The organism is Hymenobacter lapidiphilus, assembly GCF_003417065.2.
In the GTDB taxonomy this organism is placed as follows: domain Bacteria; phylum Bacteroidota; class Bacteroidia; order Cytophagales; family Hymenobacteraceae; genus Hymenobacter.
The window spans coordinates 25,797-44,412 of record NZ_QVLT01000015.1 but is presented as its reverse complement, the minus strand read 5'-3'; the positions used below and the strand labels follow the sequence as shown (position 1 = coordinate 44,412).

The window sequence follows — 18,616 nt, the reverse complement described above, 5'->3', positions numbered from 1 at the left end:
TTTTGGGAAAGATGCCGGGAACAGTGGGGGCTGGAATTGTTCTTACGGCCCGCGGGCTGCCCAGGGTTTCGGCCCCGCCGCATTGTACTACCTTTGTTTTACATGAGCTGTTAGCGGAGAGCTATTAGCTGTTGGCTTCTGTTCAAGAGCTGCCAGTTCAACGCTACCAGCTAATAGCTCTCCGCTAACAGCTCCTAAGATGAACGACCAGCAGCTGGCCGATTTGCGCCAGACCTATTCCCAGCGCACCCTCACCGAGGCCGACGTGCGGCCCAAGCCGGTGGCCCAGTTCCGCGCCTGGCTCGATGAAGCCCTGGCCGCCCGCCTCGACGAGCCCACGGCCATGAACCTGGCCACTGTGGATGCCGCCGGTCAGCCCGCCGCCCGCATCGTGCTGCTCAAGGGCCTGCCCGCCGACGAAGGCTTCCTGTTCTTCACCAACTACGACTCGCGCAAAGGGCGGGAACTGGCCGGCAGCCCGCTGGCGGCTCTCACGTTCTTCTGGCCCGGCCTCGAACGGCAGGTCCGCATCGAAGGCCGGGTTGAAAAGGCCTCCGAAGCTGACTCGACCGAATACTTCCAGAGCCGCCCGCGTAGCAGCCAAATTGGTGCCTGGGCCTCGCCCCAGAGCCAGCCCATTGCCAGCCGCGAAGCCCTGGAGCAGCGTGAGCAGGATATTGAGGCTCGATTTGAAGGCCAGGAGCCGTTGCCGCGCCCCGTGCACTGGGGTGGCTACCTGCTACGGCCCCACCGCGTCGAGTTCTGGCAGGGCCGCCCCTCGCGCCTGCACGACCGCATCGTGTACGAGCGCACCGCCGCCGGCCAGTGGCACCTCAACCGCTTGGCCCCCTGATTGTAGCGCTTCATGCTTAGTTGGTAGAGTTTAGAACGTTCAATTACGATGATTGAGATAATACTCTAAGCACTACTGACTAAGTACAAAGCGCTATCAACTAAGCACGAAGCTCTATCACCTATTAATTAAGCACGAAAGAAGATTGGCTGAAATTCAACCTGTCCGGGGCTGGCGCTACGGGCCCAGATTACGTTCCCAGATTGACCGGCTCGTGTCGCCGCTCTTCGATGTGGTGTCGCCCCGGCAGCGGGAGGCGCTTTATCAGAACCCGCTCAACAGCATCCATCTTTCGGTGCCCCGCGGCGACGACCCCGCCGGGCAGGCCCTGGCGCGGCTGCGCGAGTGGGAGCAGGCCGGCGTGCTGCAGCAGGATGAGCTGCCGGGCATCTACGTGTACTACCAGTATTTCCGGCTGCCGGGCAGCTCCCGCGAATATTGCCGCAAGGGCTTCATGTGCCACATTAAGGCTACTGATTGGGATGAGAATGTAGTGTTGCGCCACGAAAGCACCCTGCCCGCCGCCGTCAGTGACCGGGCCGAGCTGCTGGCCCGCACCGAATTTCAGTCCAGCGCCACCCACGGCCTGTACCGCGACGATGATTTCGACCTGGAGCCCTACCTAGATGAGGCCATGCGCAGCCCGCTCTACGAAACCGAGGAGGACTATCAGGGCGCCCGCGACGTGCTGGCTGTTATCCAAGATGCCGACGTAATCCGCCATTTCCAGCGCGTGCTGGCGGCCCGTGAGGTGATTCTGGCCGATGGCCACCACCGCTACGAAGGCTCGTTGGCCTACCGCCAGGCCCGCCGGGCGGCGGCCGGAGCGGCCTACACCGGCCACGAGGCCTGGAATTTCCATCTCATGTACCTGACCAACGCGGCGGCTGACGATCTGCGCATTCTGCCCACCCACCGGCTGCTACTCGACCTGCCCGGCATCGGCAGCGCGGCCGAGCTGCTGGCCCGTCTGGAGCCCTACTTTACCGTGCTCACCCTCGACGACCCTTACGATCTGCCCGAACGCATTGCCGGCAAGCAGTGGGCTTTCGGGCTGTATCTGGGGGAAGGGGAGGTGTACAAAATCCGCCTTCGTCCTGAAGTGCACGCCCAGCTGGATTGGCCCACAACCACGGAAGTCAAAAACCTCGATCTGACGGTGCTGCACTACTTCGTGCTCGAAAAGGTCCTGGGCATCGTGGGCTCTGATGCGCAGCGGCAGTGGCCCGGCATTGCCTACGTGCGCAACTTCCCCGAGTGCCTTACCCGCGTAGACAAGGGCGAGGCCCGGGCCGCCTTTATCACCAACGAGGTGAGCATGGTCGAAGTGGAGCGCGTATGCCACTCGGGGGCCGTGATGCCGGCCAAATCCACGTTCTTCTTCCCCAAAACCATTGGCGGTTTCCTGTTCAGCAGCATTGCCGAGGCGGAAACCAGCGCCCCGTTTACCGACGTTTTCCGTGTCTGATTCTGATTTGTCTGCTTCTGCGTTGAATACCTCCCCTGCGACCCGGCCGCGGCTGGTGCTGGCCTCCGGCTCGCCGCGCCGCCGCCAGCTGCTCTCCGATTTGGGGTTGGACTACGAAATCCGGCTGCTGGAAGTGGATGAGAGCTTTCCCGACCACCTGCGCCGGGCCGAAATTGCCGAGTACCTGGCCGCCCACAAAGCCGCCGCCTACGCTCCCGGCCTGGCTCCCGGCGAAATCGTGCTCACGGCCGACACCATAGTCTGCCTCGACGACGACGTGCTCAACAAGCCCGCCGACGAAGCGGAGGCCGTCGCCATGCTCCAGCGCCTGCAGGGCCGCGCCCACGAGGTGTACACCGGCGTCTGCCTGCTGGCCGCCGACGGCCGCCAGGTGGTCTTCGCCGACGAAACCCGGGTGCACTTCCGCCCGCTTACCACCGCCGAAATCGAGCACTACGTCCGCCACTACCAGCCCTTCGACAAAGCCGGCTCCTACGGCGCCCAGGATTGGATTGGCATGGTGGCCATCACCCGCCTCGAAGGCTCCTACTTCAACGTCATGGGCCTGCCTGTCCACCGCGTCTGGGAAGAGCTGGCGGCGTTTGGGGTGGTCTGAAGTAGTGAGATAGGGGTTACATAAGCTGTTATTCCGACGAAGGAAGAATGCCAGTCCATACTGCCCTACATATCCAGTTTCTCCAGCTCCTGGTTGGGGCGGGCGTAGCCGTAGCGGACCACCGGGCGGGCCTCGTAGTACGTGTCGAGGCCGCTGAGGGCCACGGTGCCGGCAGCAGCCAAGTCGAGCGAGCCATCGGGGCGGAGTACGCCGGGCGTGTCGGGTAGATACAGATGTTGCACCCGGCCGATGAGCATCACCGTGCCGTTGGCCTCGATGGGCACTTCCTGAAGTAGATCCAGCCCGATTTGCAGGCGACTTTCCTGCACGTAGGGCGCCGAAAAATCGTCGTGGTACGCGGGCGTGAGGCCACAGGCATCAAACTCCGAAACCTCCCGCGGGAAGTTGGCGGAGGTATAGTGCGCCGCCTTGATGATACCCTCGTGCACGTGGTTTAGCGTGTAGCAGCCGGTCGCCCGGATGTTGTCGTAGGAATGGCGCTCCACGGTGGGCGGGCGCATAATCAGGCCCAATAGCGCCGGGTTGGAGCCCAGGTGTACTACCGAACTGATGATGGCCAGGTTGGTGCGCCCCACGGTATCGGCCGTGCCCAGCAGGTTGGCCGGCTTGAAGCCCGTAATGGCGTTGATGAGGTTGAGGCGGTAAACCTTTTCGAGTTGGCCGAGGTCGGCGGCGGTAAAGTGGCGCATGCAGCGGAAGGTATTGGATGGTGGGAGTGAGGGTAACCACGACGGCCCGTAAAAGTCACAGGTGGCATGGGTTGCTGGCTTTGCCTTCCGCAATAAATGGGTTGATTTGCAACTTGCTTTTATTGAAATTAAATAAGCCCGCCCCGATATAAAATATATCGGGGCGGGCTTATTTAATTAAAAATATTGTGCCAGTTAGGGCATCAGTACTTTGTCGATTACGTGAATTACGCCGTTGCTCTGCATAACGTCGTAGGTGGAGATGCTGGATACGTTACCTTTCTCATCCTGCAGTACCACGTTCTTGGGGCCGTTCATCATGGCCTTGAGCGTGCCGCCACTCACGGTTTTGATGGTGGCCGTGCCCTTGCCGGCCTTGATGGCGGCCATAATCTTGTCGGCCGTCATGTTGCCGGCAACCACGTGGTAGGTCAGGATTTTGGTGAGCGTGGCCTTGTTCTCAGGCTTTACCAGCGTTTCAACGGTGCCGGCGGGCAGGGCGTTAAAAGCGGCGTTGGTGGGGGCGAAAACCGTGAAGGGACCTTTACCCTGCAGGGTTTCTACCAGCCCAGCGGCCTTTACGGCGGCTACCAGTGTGGTGTGGTCTTTGGAGTTGACCGCGTTTTCAACAATGTTCTTGTTGGGGTACATGGCCATGCCACCAACCATTACGGTGTTGGGCGTCATCTTGGCCTGGGCCGAAGCAGTGGTAGCGGAAGCGCCGCCCAACAGGGCCACGAAAGCGAGGGAAAGAAGTTGCTTTTTCATCGGAAGTAAAGAGGGAATGTAGAAGAGACGTTTTGAAACAATCTGACCCCACTTACGCCCCTTTGCCGCTCTCCGGATTTACAGCAACAAAAAATAATATACCAAACTAAATATGTTGATTGTAAAAGTCAGCTAATACATCACCTGTCAGTAAAGTAAATATTGATCATTATAGGAAATAAATGCCCGGAATTATCGCATCATAATGGGTATACGATTCCCGAATCCTACAACCGGCGTACCACGGCCCGAATTACCAGCTATGGGATAAGCCGCCCCACAACCCCAAATCAGGAGAAGCCCTATTTCAGCCGCTCATCGAAGGGGTGAGGCTCGATACTCAGCACGCGCAGGTGCCGGCTATGGTCGGGGTGCAGGGGGTTGAGCAGGTAGTTCCACTCGGCCGGGGCGTGGGCCGAGGGCACGCGCAACACCCAGTGGCTGCCCGCCTCCAGCCAGGCCCGGCCCAGCTCGGCCAGATCGGCGGGGTAGGGCACCTGCTGCCAGTTGGCGGGCAGCGCCGCCGGACTGTACTCCAGAAACGGCGTATCGTCGGGGATTTCCAGCGTGAGGGCGAAGTAGTGGCGCGGCAGCACCGGCGAGTTGGCCAGCACTTCCAGCTTCGCCAGCGACAAATGTTCCGCCGTGTACAGAATCTGCCGCCCTACCGTATGCCAGCGCCCCCCATAGTATAGCCCGCCCTTTCCCGAAGTATCCGATATATAAGGGGCCTTGCCCAAACGGTAAAGCTTCATGATTTGAGTTGTTGGACATTAGCTGAGAGCTGTTAGCTTTTCGGGCCGACTTGTTTTCGACTGAATGAACGGGAGCTAACAGCGAATAGCTCTCAGCTAAAAGCTCAGGAAAAATGTCCGTGCTCAATGCGGCCCAGAATATCGTGCACCTGACTGCGGCCGATAACCGAGTAGAGCAGGTCTTTGGGTTTCTGGCCGCCCAGGGCGGGTATGGGGGAGTTGAGCCAGAAATGCAGATCGGCTTCCTCTTCGAATACCTCCATGCCCTTGGCCAGCACGGCCGAGAGCTGAATGGCCTTCTCGCTTTCGTCGAGGGTTAGGGGCTTCTGGCTTTGCTCGCGCCGCGTAAGGGTGCTTTCCGATACGCCCAGCACCGCGCTCATCTCCTTGTTGGAGAAGCCCAGGTGGCGCTGTAAAGCCCGCACGGCCTGCACCGACAGGCCCTTTATGGCCACGCCCAGCAGGTCCATCTCGTTGCGCACGAGCTGCGGAATTACGGCCGGGCCACCCATCAGGGCTACCATGTCGGCCACGGAAGTACTACGAACCATAGTCATTTGCGGAATATTAAAGCGTCATCTGAAGGCAATATACGTGAAACTCCGGCATCGGATCAATAATTCCTCAACTCTTCCTATGGCTGGCTCAACTGGTTCAGCCTACTTTTGCCCGGAACCTCTCTTATCCGCTTTCTTTCTATGTCACTTTCTGCTGCCGATTCCCAACTCATTGCGGCCACGGTCGATTTCATCCGCGAAAAATTCCTCCATGAGGGCACGGGCCATGATTGGGAGCACATCCGCCGGGTGTGGCAGGTAGCGCGCCGGCTGGCCGCCCAAACCCCCGAAGCCGACTTGCTGGTAACCGAGCTGGGGGCTTTGCTGCACGATGTGGCCGACTGGAAGTTCCACGGCGGGGACGAAGAAGTTGGCCCGCGCGCCGCCCGCGTCTGGCTGACGAGCCAGCAAGCCACGCCAGCCGTAATGGATAGGGTAGAGGCCATCATCCGCGAAATCAGCTTTAAGGGCCTCGGCGTGCCCACGCCCATGAGCAGCGTGGAGGGCGAACTGGTGCAGGATGCCGACCGGCTCGATGCCATTGGGGCCATTGGGGTGGCCCGGGCCTTCGCCTATGGGGGCCATAAAAACCGCCAATTGCACGACCCCGCCGTGCCACCCGTCAGCCACGACTCGTTCGAGAGCTATAAGCAGAATACGGCCCCCACCATCAACCACTTCTACGAAAAGCTGCTGCACCTGCGGGAGCGGATGAACACGCCCGCCGCCCGCCGGGTAGCCGAGGAGCGCCACGCCTATATGGAGCAGTTTCTGCAGCAGTTTCTGCGCGAGTGGGAAGGGGAGGACGTGCAGTCTTAACGGAGCTTTTAGCTAACGGCTGCTAGCCGTTAGCTTCGTTCAACGATGAGCTGTTGGCTAAAAGCTCTCAGCCAACAGCTAAAAAATATGTCTGTTACCACCATCCTCTTCGACTTAGACGATACGCTCTACGACCACACGGCCACGGCCCGGGCGGCGCTGGCGGCCACGGCAGCTGGCCGCGCCAGTCTGCGCGAGGTGCCGGCCGATACGCTGTACATGCGTTACAGCGACTTGCTGGAAGAGATGCACCCGCGGGTGATGCGCGGCGAGCTGGATTACCTGACGGCGCGCGAGTTGCGGTTCCGGCAACTGCTCGAGCCCTACGAGGCGGCCCCTACGGCCGGTAGCCTAGCTGGGCTGGCCGAGGAGCACTACGGCCATTACCGGCAGTTTCGGCAGCCGGTGGCCGGGGCCCTGGCGCTGCTGCGGCGGCTCAAGCCCGATTTCCGGATAGGCGTAGTTACCAACAACCGCACGAGCGAGCAAGAAGAGAAGCTCGATTATCTGGGAATGAGCGGGCTGGTGGATGCGTTGATTACGTCGGAGGCCGTTGGCGTGCTCAAACCAGACCCCGCCATCTACCACGTGGCCCTGCAGCGCCTGCAGGGCCGGCCAGCCGAAACCGTGATGGTGGGCGACAACTGGGTGGCCGATGTGGTGGGGGCCCAGGCCGTGGGCATCCGGCCGGTATGGCTCAACCGCGGGGGCGTCAGTCGGCCGTTGCCGGGGGTAGCCGAACTGGGTAGCCTCGAACCGTTGGAGCAGGTCTATAGGCTGCTAACAGCATCAGCCCCTCGCTAAAAGCGCCCGTGCGCCTTCTTCGCTTCGTCATATTTGGTACCTTTACTCCAATGAATACTTTTCGTCTGCTGCTTTCCCGTTTACGTCTGCCAGCTCTGCTGGTAGGGGCTTTGCTGGCCGTTTCGTCTTGCCGCACCTGTCCCATGCAGTCCTGCCACACCCGCAAGGTGCATTTACACAACGGCACCAAGTTCCGCGGGCAGCCGCTCTGGAAAAAGCAGAACCCGGCCATCGGCGAGAAAATCAAGGTGTACAAGCCCGATGACGTGAAGCGCAAAAACGATCGGAGCCGCACCATCAACGACTAAGCGGATTGGCGGTTGTGCTGAGCTGCCTAAACCTGGGCGCGACAGGCGCTGCTGCTACGCTGGTAAGGGAGCTCCCAACGGTGGTTGAAAGAGCCTTTCAGGCTAGATAAAACGGGCTTTTTTGCGTATCTTGCAGGCTTCAACGAAGTTCATTTTCACGGGCCGGTAAGCTCCTCCTTTACCCGGAGATTTACCGGCCGACTATAAGCTCCCTATGGCGGAAGGCGAAAAAATCATTCCGATTAACATCGAAGATGAGATGCGCGGGGCCTACATCGATTACTCGATGTCGGTTATCATCTCCCGGGCGCTGCCCGATGTGCGCGACGGCCTCAAGCCCGTGCACCGCCGCGTGCTCTACGGGATGTCCGATCTGGGCGTTTCCTACAATAAAGCACACAAGAAAAGCGCCCGTATTGTGGGTGAGGTACTGGGTAAGTACCATCCGCACGGCGACTCCAGCGTGTATGACACTATGGTGCGCATGGCCCAGGAGTGGAGCCTGCGCTACCCGCTCGTTGATGGCCAGGGTAACTTCGGTTCCATCGACGGCGACTCGCCGGCCGCTATGCGTTACACCGAAGCCCGCCTCAAGCGCCTGGCCGACGAGTTGCTCGGCGACCTTGATAAGGATACGGTGGATTTCCAGCCCAACTTTGATGACTCCCTGGAGGAGCCGTCGGTGCTGCCAGCTAAGTTCCCCAACCTGCTGGTAAACGGTACTACCGGTATTGCCGTGGGTATGGCCACTAATATGGCGCCCCACAACCTGACGGAAGTAGTGGACGGTATTGTGGCCTATCTGGCTAACCCCGATATCACTATTGCCGAGCTCATGGAGCACGTTACGGCCCCCGACTTCCCTACCGGCGGTACCATCTACGGCTACGAGGGGGTTAAGCAAGCTTTCGAAACCGGCCGGGGCCGGGTGGTAATGCGGGCCAAGGCCCACTTCGAAACCACCAGCACCGGCAAGGAGCAGGTCGTCATCACCGAGATTCCCTACATGGTGAACAAGGCCTCGATGATCGAGAAGACGGCCGCGCTCATCAATGACAAGAAAATTGAGGGCATCTCCGACCTGCGCGATGAGTCAGACCGCGACGGTATGCGCATCGTCTACGACCTCAAGCGCGACGCCATGCCCACCGTGGTGCTCAACAACCTCTACAAGTATACCCAGCTGCAAAGCTCGTTTGGCGTCAACAACGTGTGCCTGGTAAAGGGCCGCCCGATGACGCTTAACTTGAAGGAGCTGATTCATTACTTCGTGGAGCACCGCGCCGACGTGGTGGTGCGCCGGACCCGTTACGAGCTGGCCGAAGCCCAGAAGCGCGCCCACATTCTGGAAGGCCTGCTGATTGCGCTTGACCATTTGGATGAAGTTATTGCCCTTATCCGCAGTTCGCGCGACGGCGAAGTAGCTCGTGGGCAGCTCATCGAGCGTTTCTCGTTGAGCGAAGTGCAGGCGCGCGCCATTCTCGACCTGCGTCTGCAGCGGCTTACCGGCCTGGAGCGCGACAAGATTGTGGCCGAGTACAACGAGCTGATGGCCCTGGTAGACCACCTGAAGGCCGTACTGGCTTCCGAGGACATGCAGCGTGACATCATCCGCACAGAGCTGGCCGAAATAAAGGAACGCTACGGCGACGCCCGCCGGACCATGATTGAGTACGCCGGCGGCGACTTCTCGATGGAGGATATGATTGCCGACGAGGCAATGGTCATCACCATCTCGCGCGAAGGCTACATCAAGCGCACTGCGCTGGACGAATACCGCAGCCAGGGCCGCGGTGGGGTAGGAGCCCGCGGCGCCGCTTCCAAGCAGGATGACTTTACGGAGCACCTGTTTGTGGCCACCACCCACGAGTACCTGCTCTTCTTCACGGAGGCCGGCCGGGTGTTCTGGCTGAAAGTGTACGAGGTGCCCGAAGGCGGTAAGAACACCAAGGGCCGTCCGATCCAGAACCTGATTGAGATTCCGCGGGAGGACAACATTCGCTCGGTACTCAACGTGCGCGGCCTGCGCGACCCCGATTACCTCGACAACACCTTCCTCATGTTCTGCACCGAGCAGGGCACGGTGAAGAAAACCCCGCTCGAAGCCTACTCGCGTCCCCGCACGGCCGGCATCAACGCCATTACCATCAACGAAGGCGACCGGCTGCTCGATGTACAGCTGCTCAATGGCAACGATGAGGTAGTACTGGCGCTGCGTTCGGGCCGTACTGTCCGCTTCCCCGAGCACAAAGTGCGTTCGATGGGCCGCACTGCTGCCGGCGTACGCGGCATCACCCTGGCCGACGACCTCCCCGGCGGCGACCGGGTGGTAGGTATGGTGTGCCTCGATAAGGAGAGCGAGCAGGAGTTGCTGGTAGTGTCGGAGAATGGCTACGGCAAGCGCAGCCCGCTCGACGAATACCGCATCACCAACCGCGGCGGTAAAGGCGTGCGGGCCATGAAGCTAACCGACAAAACCGGTCAGCTCGTGTCCATCAAGGCCGTAGACGACACCGACGACCTGATGATAATCAACAAGTCGGGCATCACCATTCGCCTGCGGATGAGTGAGCTGCGCAGCATCGGTCGCGCCACCCAGGGTGTGCGGCTGCTGAAAATCAGCAACGGCGACGAGATTTCGTCAGTGGCCAAAGTGGCGGCCGAAGAGAAAATCGAGGAGCTTGAGGCGGATGCGGGGTTGCTGGAAGGAGCGGAGCCCAACGGTAGTGCCCCGGCCGAATTGCCGGCCGCCGCTGCCCCGGACGACGACCTGACGGAACTGACCGACCCGGACACGCTCAGCGCTAACTAAGCAACTGTTAACTTGCGACGCAGAACTTCCCCGGAAGTTCTGCCGTTTGCGCTATAATTCCTTCCACTAAACTGCAGATTCTTCACCCAACTCTCATGAAGAAAGTTCTTTTAACGCTTGTGGCCGCCGCTGCCCTACACACGGCCTCGGCCCAGAACTCGGCCGTTACCAACGCTATTCTTTACCAGCGCCAGGGTACGCTGGACAAGGCTAAGACGGAAATCGATAAGGCTGTTACCAACGAAAAAACGTCGGGTAAGGCCAAAACCTGGTTTACCCGGGGCGAAATCTACGAGAGCATGGTGAATAGCCCCATCTATAAGAAAAGCCTCGGTACCGAAGACGGGGCCAAAATTGCCTTTGAAGCTTACACGAAAGCCTTGAGCCTGGACGGTAAGGATGGTGAGTATGGCAAGCAGGCCGAGGCCAAGCTCGACGGCCTGTACGGTATGGCCCTGAACGCCGGTGTAGAAAGCTACAATAGCAAAGACTTTGCGAAGGCAATGGACGCCTATCGGATGGCCCAGCAGATCAAGCCCCAGGATACAACGGCGTATCTGTACGCTGCCTATGCTGCTGAAGCGAACGAGAATTTTGCCGGCGCCAAGGAAATGTATGGCAAGCTACAGGGTATCGGTTACCAGTCGACCCAGATGTACGGCCGGATGCTGCAGATTGCCCGGCAGCAGAAAGACGATGCCGCCGCATTGAAAGTAGTGCAGGACGCGCTGAAGGCATATCCCAACAACAAGGGCTTTATGCTGGAAGAGTTGAATATGTACTTGAGCGCAGGCCGCGGTAAAGAAGCACTTGAGAAAATCGACCGGGCCATCGTAGCCGATCCGACCAACTCGAACCTTTACGCGGTGAAAGGCTCGATTCTCGACACTGACAAAAAGCCGGCTGAAGCGCTGGTTGCTTATCGGAAGGCTGTGGAGATAGACCCAAATAACTTCGACGCCAACTTCAATCTTGGCATCTATAATTACAACAAGGCCGCTGACTTCTATACCCGGGCCAGCAAAATGAGTCTGGCGGAATACCAGAAGTCGGGAAAGAAGCTGGAAATAGAGGGCAAGAAGTTCTTTCAGGATTCGCTGCCGTATTTCGAGAAGGCGCTGGAGGTGCAGCCCGACGACCGCGGCACGATGAGCGCGTTACAGAAAGTGTATCTGCGTTTGGATCGTAAAGCTGATTCGCAGCGAATGTCGACCAAGTTGGATGCAGTAAAGTAAGGACAGTCGGGTTTCTGTTTAGCTCAATAATCAAGTAGAGGGGAGACCCAAAATGTGGCCGGCTATATAGTCGGCCACATTTCAATACACATCACTTAACATAATATAAATTATAAGACAAAATATGACACGGAAAATGGTACGCCCAAAAGGTGTATTAGCTTGCCCTTAGTTGGTATCGTCCCTAGCGTGCCGCCCATAGATCTGCAGTATCAGAGTTTGTTCTGGTCGTGACCTATATAACATAAATCTATATCTCAGGCAAGACCGAGTGGAGCATCCGCAACTACTGTCACGCACAGATTGCATCGGTTGAAATAGCTCTTTCCGGGCAGTCTGCCAATTGTGCCGCCCGGTCTTGCCTGAGCAAATCATACGGCTTCGTGCATTGTATGTGGCGGCCGTGCTTGGTTTGACAGAATCTGATGCGGCTGAAGATGCGTGAGCTGCTCATGAGGTGTGTGTTATTCCCGAGAGCATGGCTGTTGTTATGGATCCGTGTCAATGGGCGCACGAACTAATGTACTGCTTGCATCGAATCTGTCGGGAATGGTAAAAGGATATTGTATGATATTCTTTGGCTGTTTATAGCTTCCTAATCTGAGTTGTCTTTGTTGGTCTTGATGGACCACCCGTTGCTTTTGGGTGGCCTAGATTGGTGAACAGCTGATAACACAATGGCTAAACCGGAAGCCTTGTAATATATAGCCAGGCCGTCTGCTCACGGAGAGAAGATGCATCCTCACCCCTGTTTGAAATGTAAAATCTCATCAGCATCTGATAAGCCTTCTGTTTCAGGGCTTCTGATAGGTCTTTACCAATAGCGTGCTCTTAATATTGGTTGCTTGGCAACTTTGTCTTGTTGAGCAGTTGTAGGCATGAAGAAAGCCGCGTAGCACTAAATTAACCTCTCCTCCCGCCCCGCTGGCTCCTACGATAGAAGGTATTTATTATACGTTTAGTGTAATTAGATAAAGTAGTAATAATTAACAGATATGGTAAAAAAAAGCATAAAAAGTCCAAGAAAGTAATAATTTTATATACTATATACTACTTATTAATACTGTTTTTATTTATTTTGTTTATTATTGCTCCCGACTTCATACTACCGTCCATTTCCCTTCTTTATGCCTAAGACTATTGACTACCCGCGCACATCTTATCAGAGCGCATGGGAAGTTGCTGAAGTTGTTGACGACACTGGTGGCAAATGTGCTATCGACACAGCAGCCCGTAAGTTAAACCGCAAGGTGAGTGGGTCTTTTAAGGCCATCATAGGCTCGGCGGTTAAGTTTGGTCTCTTGACTAGCAAGCGGGAATTGCTGACTACAACCAATCTGTTTCGCCGCATTAAAAATGCCTACGATAAACAGGAAGAGCGTATTTACGAGCGCGAGGCGTTCCTGCACCCACCCCTGTTTACGCAGATCTGCCGCAAGTTTAGGAACCGTGAGCTACCGGTGCACATGTTCGACGTGATGCTGGTACGTGAATTCGGCGTGGAGGAAATCAATGCCCAAGCGGTAACGAAGTCCTTTATAGATGGTGCACGCATGGTTGGTGTCCTCAATGAGCAAAATATGATTGCCGATATCGATCAGCTAGCCGCTCAGCAACAGCCACGCCGAGAACTAGCCAGTGCCGAACTACCACTAAGCCGATTTCAATCGATGGTGGATAGTGCTGGCCAACCACCTGCCCGGGATACCAAGGTATCCGGTATATCGGCGGAACCGGCATTTGTACCTCAGGGCACCCAGGTACAACGCCTCCCGGATGCCGTGTCCAGCCTATTTGGATTAGACACGGACGATATAGAGGATCAGCCTAGAACCACAGCTTCTGTAATTACCACCGATGCCCCAGCCATCGTACGACCTTCGACCTTTGTACCTACCGAGCCTCAAGACCAGCCACGGCCTGTAGAAACACAAGCAGCCAATGCTGACCCACTCCGGACCGCTACGAGCGACAAAGGAGTAACATCAGCACCACAGGATGCTGCCATACCCACCAATACATTCGCTATCCATCTGCACGGTCCTGGGTTGAACACACACCTGACCATTGAGCACGTGGATGATTTGGAGCTGGTTCAGGCCTTATTAAACAAGATCAAGCGTCAGCTGACCGAATAGTCGGTTATATCAGACAGTAAACAGTTCGGGCTTACCCTACCCCATGTGATGTGCGGTAGGGTAAGCCCGAACTGTTTATATCCCAAGGAGCACTATCTGACCCTCTAAAACACCACATACTGGCGGATTTAATGTGCAGATCCTGTTCGGTTTTTAAATGGAGAGCCATTACGGGAAGTCTGCTCCTACAACTCCTGAGATCAACACATACATGACTGTTTATTACTTATGTTAAGTTATATAAAATAGAAAAACATTATGGTATCCATTACTCGGCTGGCCGGCCCGATACAACAACTATAGGATGGGCCAGTGAGGACAGCTGGGTTGTAGTAGGATGCCAGATAGGTACAGCCTGCCCGGCGGCCCAAACCTGCTTAACGTGCAGTGTATCGAGACTGTACCACTCCCCCACCCCCCGAAGACCCGGAAGCTGCCTTAGCTCCCGCATATGCCGCCGCCCGGTTATATCACGGCGGCCCTCCCAACGCGGGTAGGCCGGCATGACCAGCACGATAATACTCAGGACCATAGCCAGCGTGCTGCCAATAAGAATACCTTCCCTGATCAGCCCTTCCCCCAGTACGTGAGTGGCGCAGAGGTCGTCTTCGTGCAGGTCGAGATGCAGATAGGGGAAATTGGGCTGCTTTCTCAGATAAACCAGCAGGCTATCGAGCCGGCCGACCTGCTCGTAGGGCTGAAACCACCGATAGGGCCAGCTGACCCGATAGTCGAGTTGGGTGAGGGCCCGGGCGGGGGTTTGGCTTACGCAACCCGTGCCGGTCGTCATCGATTCGAGCTGAGAATCGTGGTAGAGGATGGCCTCGCTGTCCTGGCTCAGGCGCACGTCTACCTCCACTCCATCGGCCCCACGGGCCAGAGCCCGCCGAACACTCTGCTTGCTGCTGGGCGGCAACGGGTTGAAGGGCCGAAACTGTGTGAGAAAGCCCGAGCCCGCATGCCCAATGGCCAACGGCCCTTCAACCAAAGGCACCGGCGCCTGCCAGCCGGCCCGGACCTGACTCAGAGCTGGGCAGTTGATCAGCAGCAGGAGTAGCATCATAGAACATGCGGCCCCGTAGAGGCGCCGCTGTAGCCCGGAACTGGCCGAGGACGGCCGCTTAAATAAACGCAGAGACATAGCGTAGTATAGACGATAGTAGCAAGGACTGACTGGTAGCTACTGGAATGCGGGTAGCAACAGAGCCAGTTTTAGGTTCGCTTGCGGTGCAGCTGAAAGCTACAGGTATTGTGCCGCATACTACCTCCAGCGCACAAGGCAGTAGCAGCGGCGAGCAAAGAGCAACCGCCGGACCCCGAATTCGGATTACATTTGCCCAACTACCCCTACGGGTCCCGATTGACATTCTCCTGCCTCTTTTCATGGCTTCAATTCTGATTACCGGCTGCGCGGGCTTTATAGGCTCACACCTGGCCGAACGCCTGCTCCACGACGGCCACCGCGTTATCGGCCTCGATAACTTCGACCCCTTCTACGCCCGCGCCCTCAAGGAGCGCAACCTGGCCGCCTGCCGGGCGCACCCGCGCTTCAGCTTCCACGAAACCGACCTACGCCACGGCCCCGACGCACTGGTGGACGCGCTGCCCGCCGACCCGATGGACGTAGTAGTGCACCTAGCCGCCAAAGCCGGCGTGGGGCCCTCGGTGCAGCTGCCGGCCGCTTACCTCGAAAACAATGTGCTCGGCACGGCCCATCTGCTGGAATGGATGCGGGGGCGCGACATTGGGAAGCTGTTTTTTGCCTCCTCCTCCTCCGTGTACGGAAACACCCGCGAGCAGCCTTTCCGCGAGGACATGAACCTGCTGGCCAGCTGCATCTCGCCCTACGCGGCCTCCAAGCTCAGTGGCGAACAGCTCACGGCCACTTACCACCACCTCTACGGGCTCGATGTGCTCAATGCGCGCTTCTTCACCGTGTACGGCCCCCGGCAGCGGCCCGACCTGGCCATCCATAAATTTGTGCGGTTGCTAAAGGCTGAGGAGGCCATTCCGGTGTTCGGCGACGGCAGCACGGCCCGCGACTACACCTTCGTGCTCGATACGGTGGACGGCATTGCCCGGGGCGTGCAGTATCTGCTGACGCACCACGGCGTGTACGAAACCCTGAACCTGGGCAACCACCAGCCCGTGTCACTGCTGGACCTTATTGACGCCGTAGGCCGAGCCGCAGACGTGGAGCCGCGCCTGGAATTCCGGCCCATGCAGCCCGGCGACGTAGACGTAACCTACGCCGACATCAACAAAGCCCGACAGCTGCTGGGCTATTCGCCGCAGACCAACCTAGAGCACGGCCTGCGGGCTTTCGTGGACTGGCTGGCAGAACAACCGCTGGAAAATTAGCAGCACGAGGTAGGGTACGCAGCTAAGCCCCGCCCCTACTCCGTTCGGCGTACACCTAGCGCTCCAGTGGCGGACCGGCTTCGGAGGGGCTGCCAGACGGGGCCAGCCCTTGCCGGCGCAACAGCACGATATTGCGGGCGTAGACTACCGTACCGAAAACGTTGCCAATCAGCAGCACCACGTCGCGGCGCATAATGGCGTAGGTCAGAATCAGGAGTGAGCCGACCAGGCTGATAACCCAGAAACTTAGGGGCAGGCTCGATTCGCCCCGGCGCTCAGAATAAATCCACTGATAAACGAATCGCAGCAGAAAAATGGCCTGGCCCACGGTGCCCAGCACCAGCAGCCCGCCCGGTATTTCGGTGCCCAGCATGGCCCGGAGGCTGAAATGACGGTTGCCGGCCACAAACCAGCTCAGCAGCGCCACCGGCAAGGCGTAGGCTGCAACCCGGAACCCGGCGGGGAGCTTGCCCCACTCGCCCAGCAGCTGAAGATTACGCACGTAAATAGCATAGCTGATCAGCTGAGCCCCCAGAATCACCGGGTCGTGGCGCAGCAAGCCATAGATAATCATCAGAAACGACGAAACCAGGCTGATTTGCCAGAACAGCGTGGGCACCAGCACCCGCCGGGCCCGCTCGCTCTGAATCCATTGCAGCACGATGCGGCTCGAAAACAGCAGCTGCGACACCAGCCCGATAACCAGCGCCATATTGGCCGTCGTCAGCAGCGTTGGTAACTTCAGCATCGCCGGGCCGCTTAACGAGTAGCGCCTGATGGCGCGGCCGGCACAACCGGGGCACCAACGTGCTGCTCGCCGATTTCGTAGTTCTTCCAGCGCGAGCGAATCCAGCGGAAGCCGAACGTGTCGACCAGCGGCTTCCAGGCCCGGTTCCAGAGGTTGTACTTGGCCGTGCCCGCAAAGCGCGGGAAATGGCGCACCGGCAGCTGCTTCACGCGCCCGCCCTGCAGCTGCACCAGCGCCCCTAAAAATCGGTGCATGCCGTGGAACAGCGGTAGCCGGCGAGCATAGTCGTTTTTAATGATTTTGAGCGGGCAACCCGTGTCCTGAATGCCGTCGTTGATGAGCGTGCGACGCACGCCGTTGGCCAGCTTCGACGACAGCTTTTTCACGAGCGTGTCCTGGCGCTTGGCCCGGATGCCGTTCACCATATCGAACTCGGGAAAGAACTCGAAGAAGCCCAGAAAATCGAGCGGCGTGGTTTGAATGTCGGAGTCGATGTAACCGATGAGCGTGGTGCGGGCGTGGTCGATGCCGGCCTTGATGGCCGTGCTGAGCCCCTGGTTCTGACTCAGGCTGATGAACTCGTAGCCCGGCTTGCTGCCACACACCTCCCGCAACAGCGCCAGCGAGCCATCGGTCGAGCCATCGTTCACGAACAGCACCGTGGTCGGCACCGGCGTGAGGGCCAGAAACTTGTCCATCTCGATAACGAACTGCCCCAGGCTCTCCTCCTCATTATAGACGGGCACGAGCACCGTCAGGCTTTGCTGGGACAGATAGGCGGGGTTGGAAACGGACATACAGAACGGCTGAGAAGAGGGGCGGCAAGGTACGCAGACCCTGCCGAAACGAGTTTCTGGTTACGCAACTGTGGTCCAATGGCTGGGGCAGCTTACTCGGGTGGCGAATTTACTCGCGCCGCACGCCCCCCGAAATGGTGCTGTGCCGCTCGCGTAGCACGGCCACCACGTCTTCCAAGGACAAACCCGAGGCCGTCAGCAGGACCACCAAATGGTACAACAGGTCGGCGGCTTCACCCTTAAGGCCCGCCACGTTGCCGCCCACCGCATCAATAACGGTTTCGACGGCCTCCTCCCCTACTTTCTGGGCGATTTTGGGCATTCCCTTGCGGAAAAGCGAGGCAGTATACGAGTTGGGGTCTTCGTCGGGAAACTGATGGCGGCGCTGCACCAGCCGCTCCAGCTCCGCGATGAAGCCCACGGCCGGGGCCGGGTAGGCCGTCTGGTTGGGCTGCTCGAAGCAGCTGGTAGTGCCGCGGTGGCAGGTGGGCCCGTCGGGAGTGGCGCGGATAAGCAGCGCGTCCTGGTCGCAGTCCTCGTGCTCGCTCACCACGGTCAGGTAGTTGCCCGACGTTTCGCCCTTGGTCCAGAGGCGCTGCTTGGAGCGCGAGAAGAACGTGACGCGGCCCGTTTCGCGGGTTACGCGCTGCGCTTCCTCGTTCTGGTAGCCCAGCATCAGCACCTGGCCCGTAGCAGCATCCTGCACAATCACGGGAATCAGCCCATCGGGCATTTTGGCAAAATCCATCTGTATAGTATTGAGTAGTTGGTATTAAGTATTGAGTGTCGTTCTCGAACATCAGATGAGAAGTACCAACAGTTACTCTGCCGCTTCTCAACTCAATACTCAATACTTGCCTACTCAAT

General features: G+C 58.4%; 18 protein-coding genes. 10 read left to right on the top strand and 8 right to left on the bottom strand.

Annotated elements, in window-relative coordinates:
• Nucleotides 1-199 precede the first annotated feature (199 nt).
• The 3 genes from pdxH (at nt 200) to D0N36_RS10630 (ending at nt 2,937) form a co-directional block, all read left to right on the top strand.
• Entirely contained in the window at nt 200-853 is a 654-nt protein-coding gene (gene pdxH / locus D0N36_RS10640; protein WP_116941375.1) for a pyridoxamine 5'-phosphate oxidase, read from the top strand.
• Between the two features lie 145 nt (nt 854-998).
• Nucleotides 999-2,321 carry a DUF1015 domain-containing protein gene (locus D0N36_RS10635; RefSeq protein WP_116941374.1) on the top strand — a complete coding sequence of 441 codons (1,323 nt, stop codon included), beginning with the start codon at nt 999-1,001 and terminating at the stop codon, nt 2,319-2,321.
• A 22-nt stretch (nt 2,322-2,343) separates the two neighbouring features.
• Complete coding sequence (locus D0N36_RS10630) at nt 2,344-2,937, top strand: Maf family nucleotide pyrophosphatase (protein ID WP_190242620.1); 594 nt, start codon at nt 2,344-2,346, stop codon at nt 2,935-2,937.
• A gap of 65 nt (nt 2,938-3,002) precedes the next feature.
• Here the strand turns inward: D0N36_RS10630 and D0N36_RS10625 are convergent, their stop codons facing one another.
• From D0N36_RS10625 to parS, 4 genes are all read right to left on the bottom strand, one after another.
• Entirely contained in the window at nt 3,003-3,647 is a 645-nt protein-coding gene (locus D0N36_RS10625; RefSeq protein WP_116941372.1) for a flavin reductase family protein, read from the bottom strand.
• Nucleotides 3,648-3,842: 195 nt separating this feature from the next.
• Nucleotides 3,843-4,415: a fasciclin domain-containing protein gene (locus tag D0N36_RS10620; protein ID WP_116941371.1), complete on the bottom strand. Its 573-nt coding sequence runs from the start codon at nt 4,413-4,415 to the stop codon at nt 3,843-3,845.
• Between the two features lie 302 nt (nt 4,416-4,717).
• On the bottom strand, nt 4,718-5,170 hold the full coding sequence (locus tag D0N36_RS10615; protein ID WP_116941370.1) for an RES family NAD+ phosphorylase: 453 nt from the start codon (nt 5,168-5,170) through the stop codon (nt 4,718-4,720).
• Between the two features lie 104 nt (nt 5,171-5,274).
• The gene (parS, locus tag D0N36_RS10610; protein WP_242478874.1) at nt 5,275-5,721 is read right to left on the bottom strand and encodes a type II RES/Xre toxin-antitoxin system antitoxin; all 447 of its coding nucleotides are present in this window, start codon (nt 5,719-5,721) and stop codon (nt 5,275-5,277) included.
• Nucleotides 5,722-5,868: 147 nt separating this feature from the next.
• On the opposite strand from parS, the gene D0N36_RS10605 reads away from it, so the two are divergent.
• The 6 genes from D0N36_RS10605 (at nt 5,869) to D0N36_RS10580 (ending at nt 13,843) form a co-directional block, all read left to right on the top strand.
• Nucleotides 5,869-6,546: an HD domain-containing protein gene (locus tag D0N36_RS10605; protein WP_116941368.1), complete on the top strand. Its 678-nt coding sequence runs from the start codon at nt 5,869-5,871 to the stop codon at nt 6,544-6,546.
• 87 nt (nt 6,547-6,633) lie between these two features.
• A complete protein-coding gene (locus D0N36_RS10600) occupies nt 6,634-7,350 on the top strand; it encodes an HAD family hydrolase (RefSeq protein WP_190242619.1) in 717 nt (238 codons plus the stop codon).
• A gap of 50 nt (nt 7,351-7,400) precedes the next feature.
• Entirely contained in the window at nt 7,401-7,658 is a 258-nt protein-coding gene (locus tag D0N36_RS10595; RefSeq protein ID WP_147320833.1) for a hypothetical protein, read from the top strand.
• Nucleotides 7,659-7,872: 214 nt separating this feature from the next.
• A complete protein-coding gene (gyrA, locus tag D0N36_RS10590; protein WP_116941366.1) occupies nt 7,873-10,470 on the top strand; it encodes a DNA gyrase subunit A in 2,598 nt (865 codons plus the stop codon).
• 95 nt (nt 10,471-10,565) lie between these two features.
• Nucleotides 10,566-11,705, top strand: coding sequence for a tetratricopeptide repeat protein (locus tag D0N36_RS10585; protein ID WP_116941365.1), 1,140 nt, complete (start codon nt 10,566-10,568; stop codon nt 11,703-11,705).
• A gap of 1,127 nt (nt 11,706-12,832) precedes the next feature.
• Nucleotides 12,833-13,843, top strand: a complete 1,011-nt coding sequence (locus D0N36_RS10580) for a hypothetical protein (RefSeq protein WP_116941364.1) — start codon at nt 12,833-12,835, stop codon at nt 13,841-13,843.
• 268 nt (nt 13,844-14,111) lie between these two features.
• On the opposite strand, the gene D0N36_RS10575 is transcribed toward D0N36_RS10580, so the two are convergent.
• Entirely contained in the window at nt 14,112-14,906 is a 795-nt protein-coding gene (locus tag D0N36_RS10575; protein ID WP_190242618.1) for a glycerophosphodiester phosphodiesterase, read from the bottom strand.
• Between the two features lie 320 nt (nt 14,907-15,226).
• Here D0N36_RS10575 and D0N36_RS10570 point away from each other — a divergent pair, with 320 nt between their 5' ends.
• A complete protein-coding gene (locus D0N36_RS10570; RefSeq protein ID WP_116941362.1) occupies nt 15,227-16,204 on the top strand; it encodes a GDP-mannose 4,6-dehydratase in 978 nt (325 codons plus the stop codon).
• A 55-nt stretch (nt 16,205-16,259) separates the two neighbouring features.
• Here the strand turns inward: D0N36_RS10570 and D0N36_RS10565 are convergent, their stop codons facing one another.
• The 3 genes from D0N36_RS10565 to hisIE form a co-directional block, all read right to left on the bottom strand.
• Nucleotides 16,260-16,952: a lipid-A-disaccharide synthase N-terminal domain-containing protein gene (locus D0N36_RS10565; protein ID WP_116941361.1), complete on the bottom strand. Its 693-nt coding sequence runs from the start codon at nt 16,950-16,952 to the stop codon at nt 16,260-16,262.
• 11 nt (nt 16,953-16,963) lie between these two features.
• Nucleotides 16,964-17,749 carry a glycosyltransferase gene (locus tag D0N36_RS10560; protein ID WP_116941360.1) on the bottom strand — a complete coding sequence of 262 codons (786 nt, stop codon included), beginning with the start codon at nt 17,747-17,749 and terminating at the stop codon, nt 16,964-16,966.
• Nucleotides 17,750-17,858: 109 nt separating this feature from the next.
• Complete coding sequence (gene hisIE / locus D0N36_RS10555) at nt 17,859-18,497, bottom strand: bifunctional phosphoribosyl-AMP cyclohydrolase/phosphoribosyl-ATP diphosphatase HisIE (protein ID WP_116941359.1); 639 nt, start codon at nt 18,495-18,497, stop codon at nt 17,859-17,861.
• Nucleotides 18,498-18,616: the final 119 nt, after the last annotated feature.

Bases quoted from the DNA above. Each gene is read 5' to 3' on its own strand.
- D0N36_RS10620 (WP_116941371.1), bottom strand. From the start codon at position 4,415: ATGAAAAAGCAACTTCTTTCCCTCGCTTTCGTGGCCCTGTTGGGCGGC.
- pdxH (WP_116941375.1), top strand. From the start codon at position 200: ATGAACGACCAGCAGCTGGCCGATTTGCGCCAGACCTATTCCCAGCGC.
- D0N36_RS10600 (WP_190242619.1), top strand. From the start codon at position 6,634: ATGTCTGTTACCACCATCCTCTTCGACTTAGACGATACGCTCTACGAC.
- D0N36_RS10625 (WP_116941372.1), bottom strand. From the start codon at position 3,647: ATGCGCCACTTTACCGCCGCCGACCTCGGCCAACTCGAAAAGGTTTAC.
- hisIE (WP_116941359.1), bottom strand. From the start codon at position 18,497: ATGGATTTTGCCAAAATGCCCGATGGGCTGATTCCCGTGATTGTGCAG.
- D0N36_RS10565 (WP_116941361.1), bottom strand. From the start codon at position 16,952: ATGCTGAAGTTACCAACGCTGCTGACGACGGCCAATATGGCGCTGGTT.
- gyrA (WP_116941366.1), top strand. From the start codon at position 7,873: ATGGCGGAAGGCGAAAAAATCATTCCGATTAACATCGAAGATGAGATG.
- D0N36_RS10570 (WP_116941362.1), top strand. From the start codon at position 15,227: ATGGCTTCAATTCTGATTACCGGCTGCGCGGGCTTTATAGGCTCACAC.
- D0N36_RS10575 (WP_190242618.1), bottom strand. From the start codon at position 14,906: ATGATGCTACTCCTGCTGCTGATCAACTGCCCAGCTCTGAGTCAGGTC.
- D0N36_RS10580 (WP_116941364.1), top strand. From the start codon at position 12,833: ATGCCTAAGACTATTGACTACCCGCGCACATCTTATCAGAGCGCATGG.
- parS (WP_242478874.1), bottom strand. From the start codon at position 5,721: ATGGTTCGTAGTACTTCCGTGGCCGACATGGTAGCCCTGATGGGTGGC.
- D0N36_RS10605 (WP_116941368.1), top strand. From the start codon at position 5,869: ATGTCACTTTCTGCTGCCGATTCCCAACTCATTGCGGCCACGGTCGAT.
- D0N36_RS10595 (WP_147320833.1), top strand. From the start codon at position 7,401: ATGAATACTTTTCGTCTGCTGCTTTCCCGTTTACGTCTGCCAGCTCTG.
- D0N36_RS10615 (WP_116941370.1), bottom strand. From the start codon at position 5,170: ATGAAGCTTTACCGTTTGGGCAAGGCCCCTTATATATCGGATACTTCG.
- D0N36_RS10585 (WP_116941365.1), top strand. From the start codon at position 10,566: ATGAAGAAAGTTCTTTTAACGCTTGTGGCCGCCGCTGCCCTACACACG.
- D0N36_RS10560 (WP_116941360.1), bottom strand. From the start codon at position 17,749: ATGTCCGTTTCCAACCCCGCCTATCTGTCCCAGCAAAGCCTGACGGTG.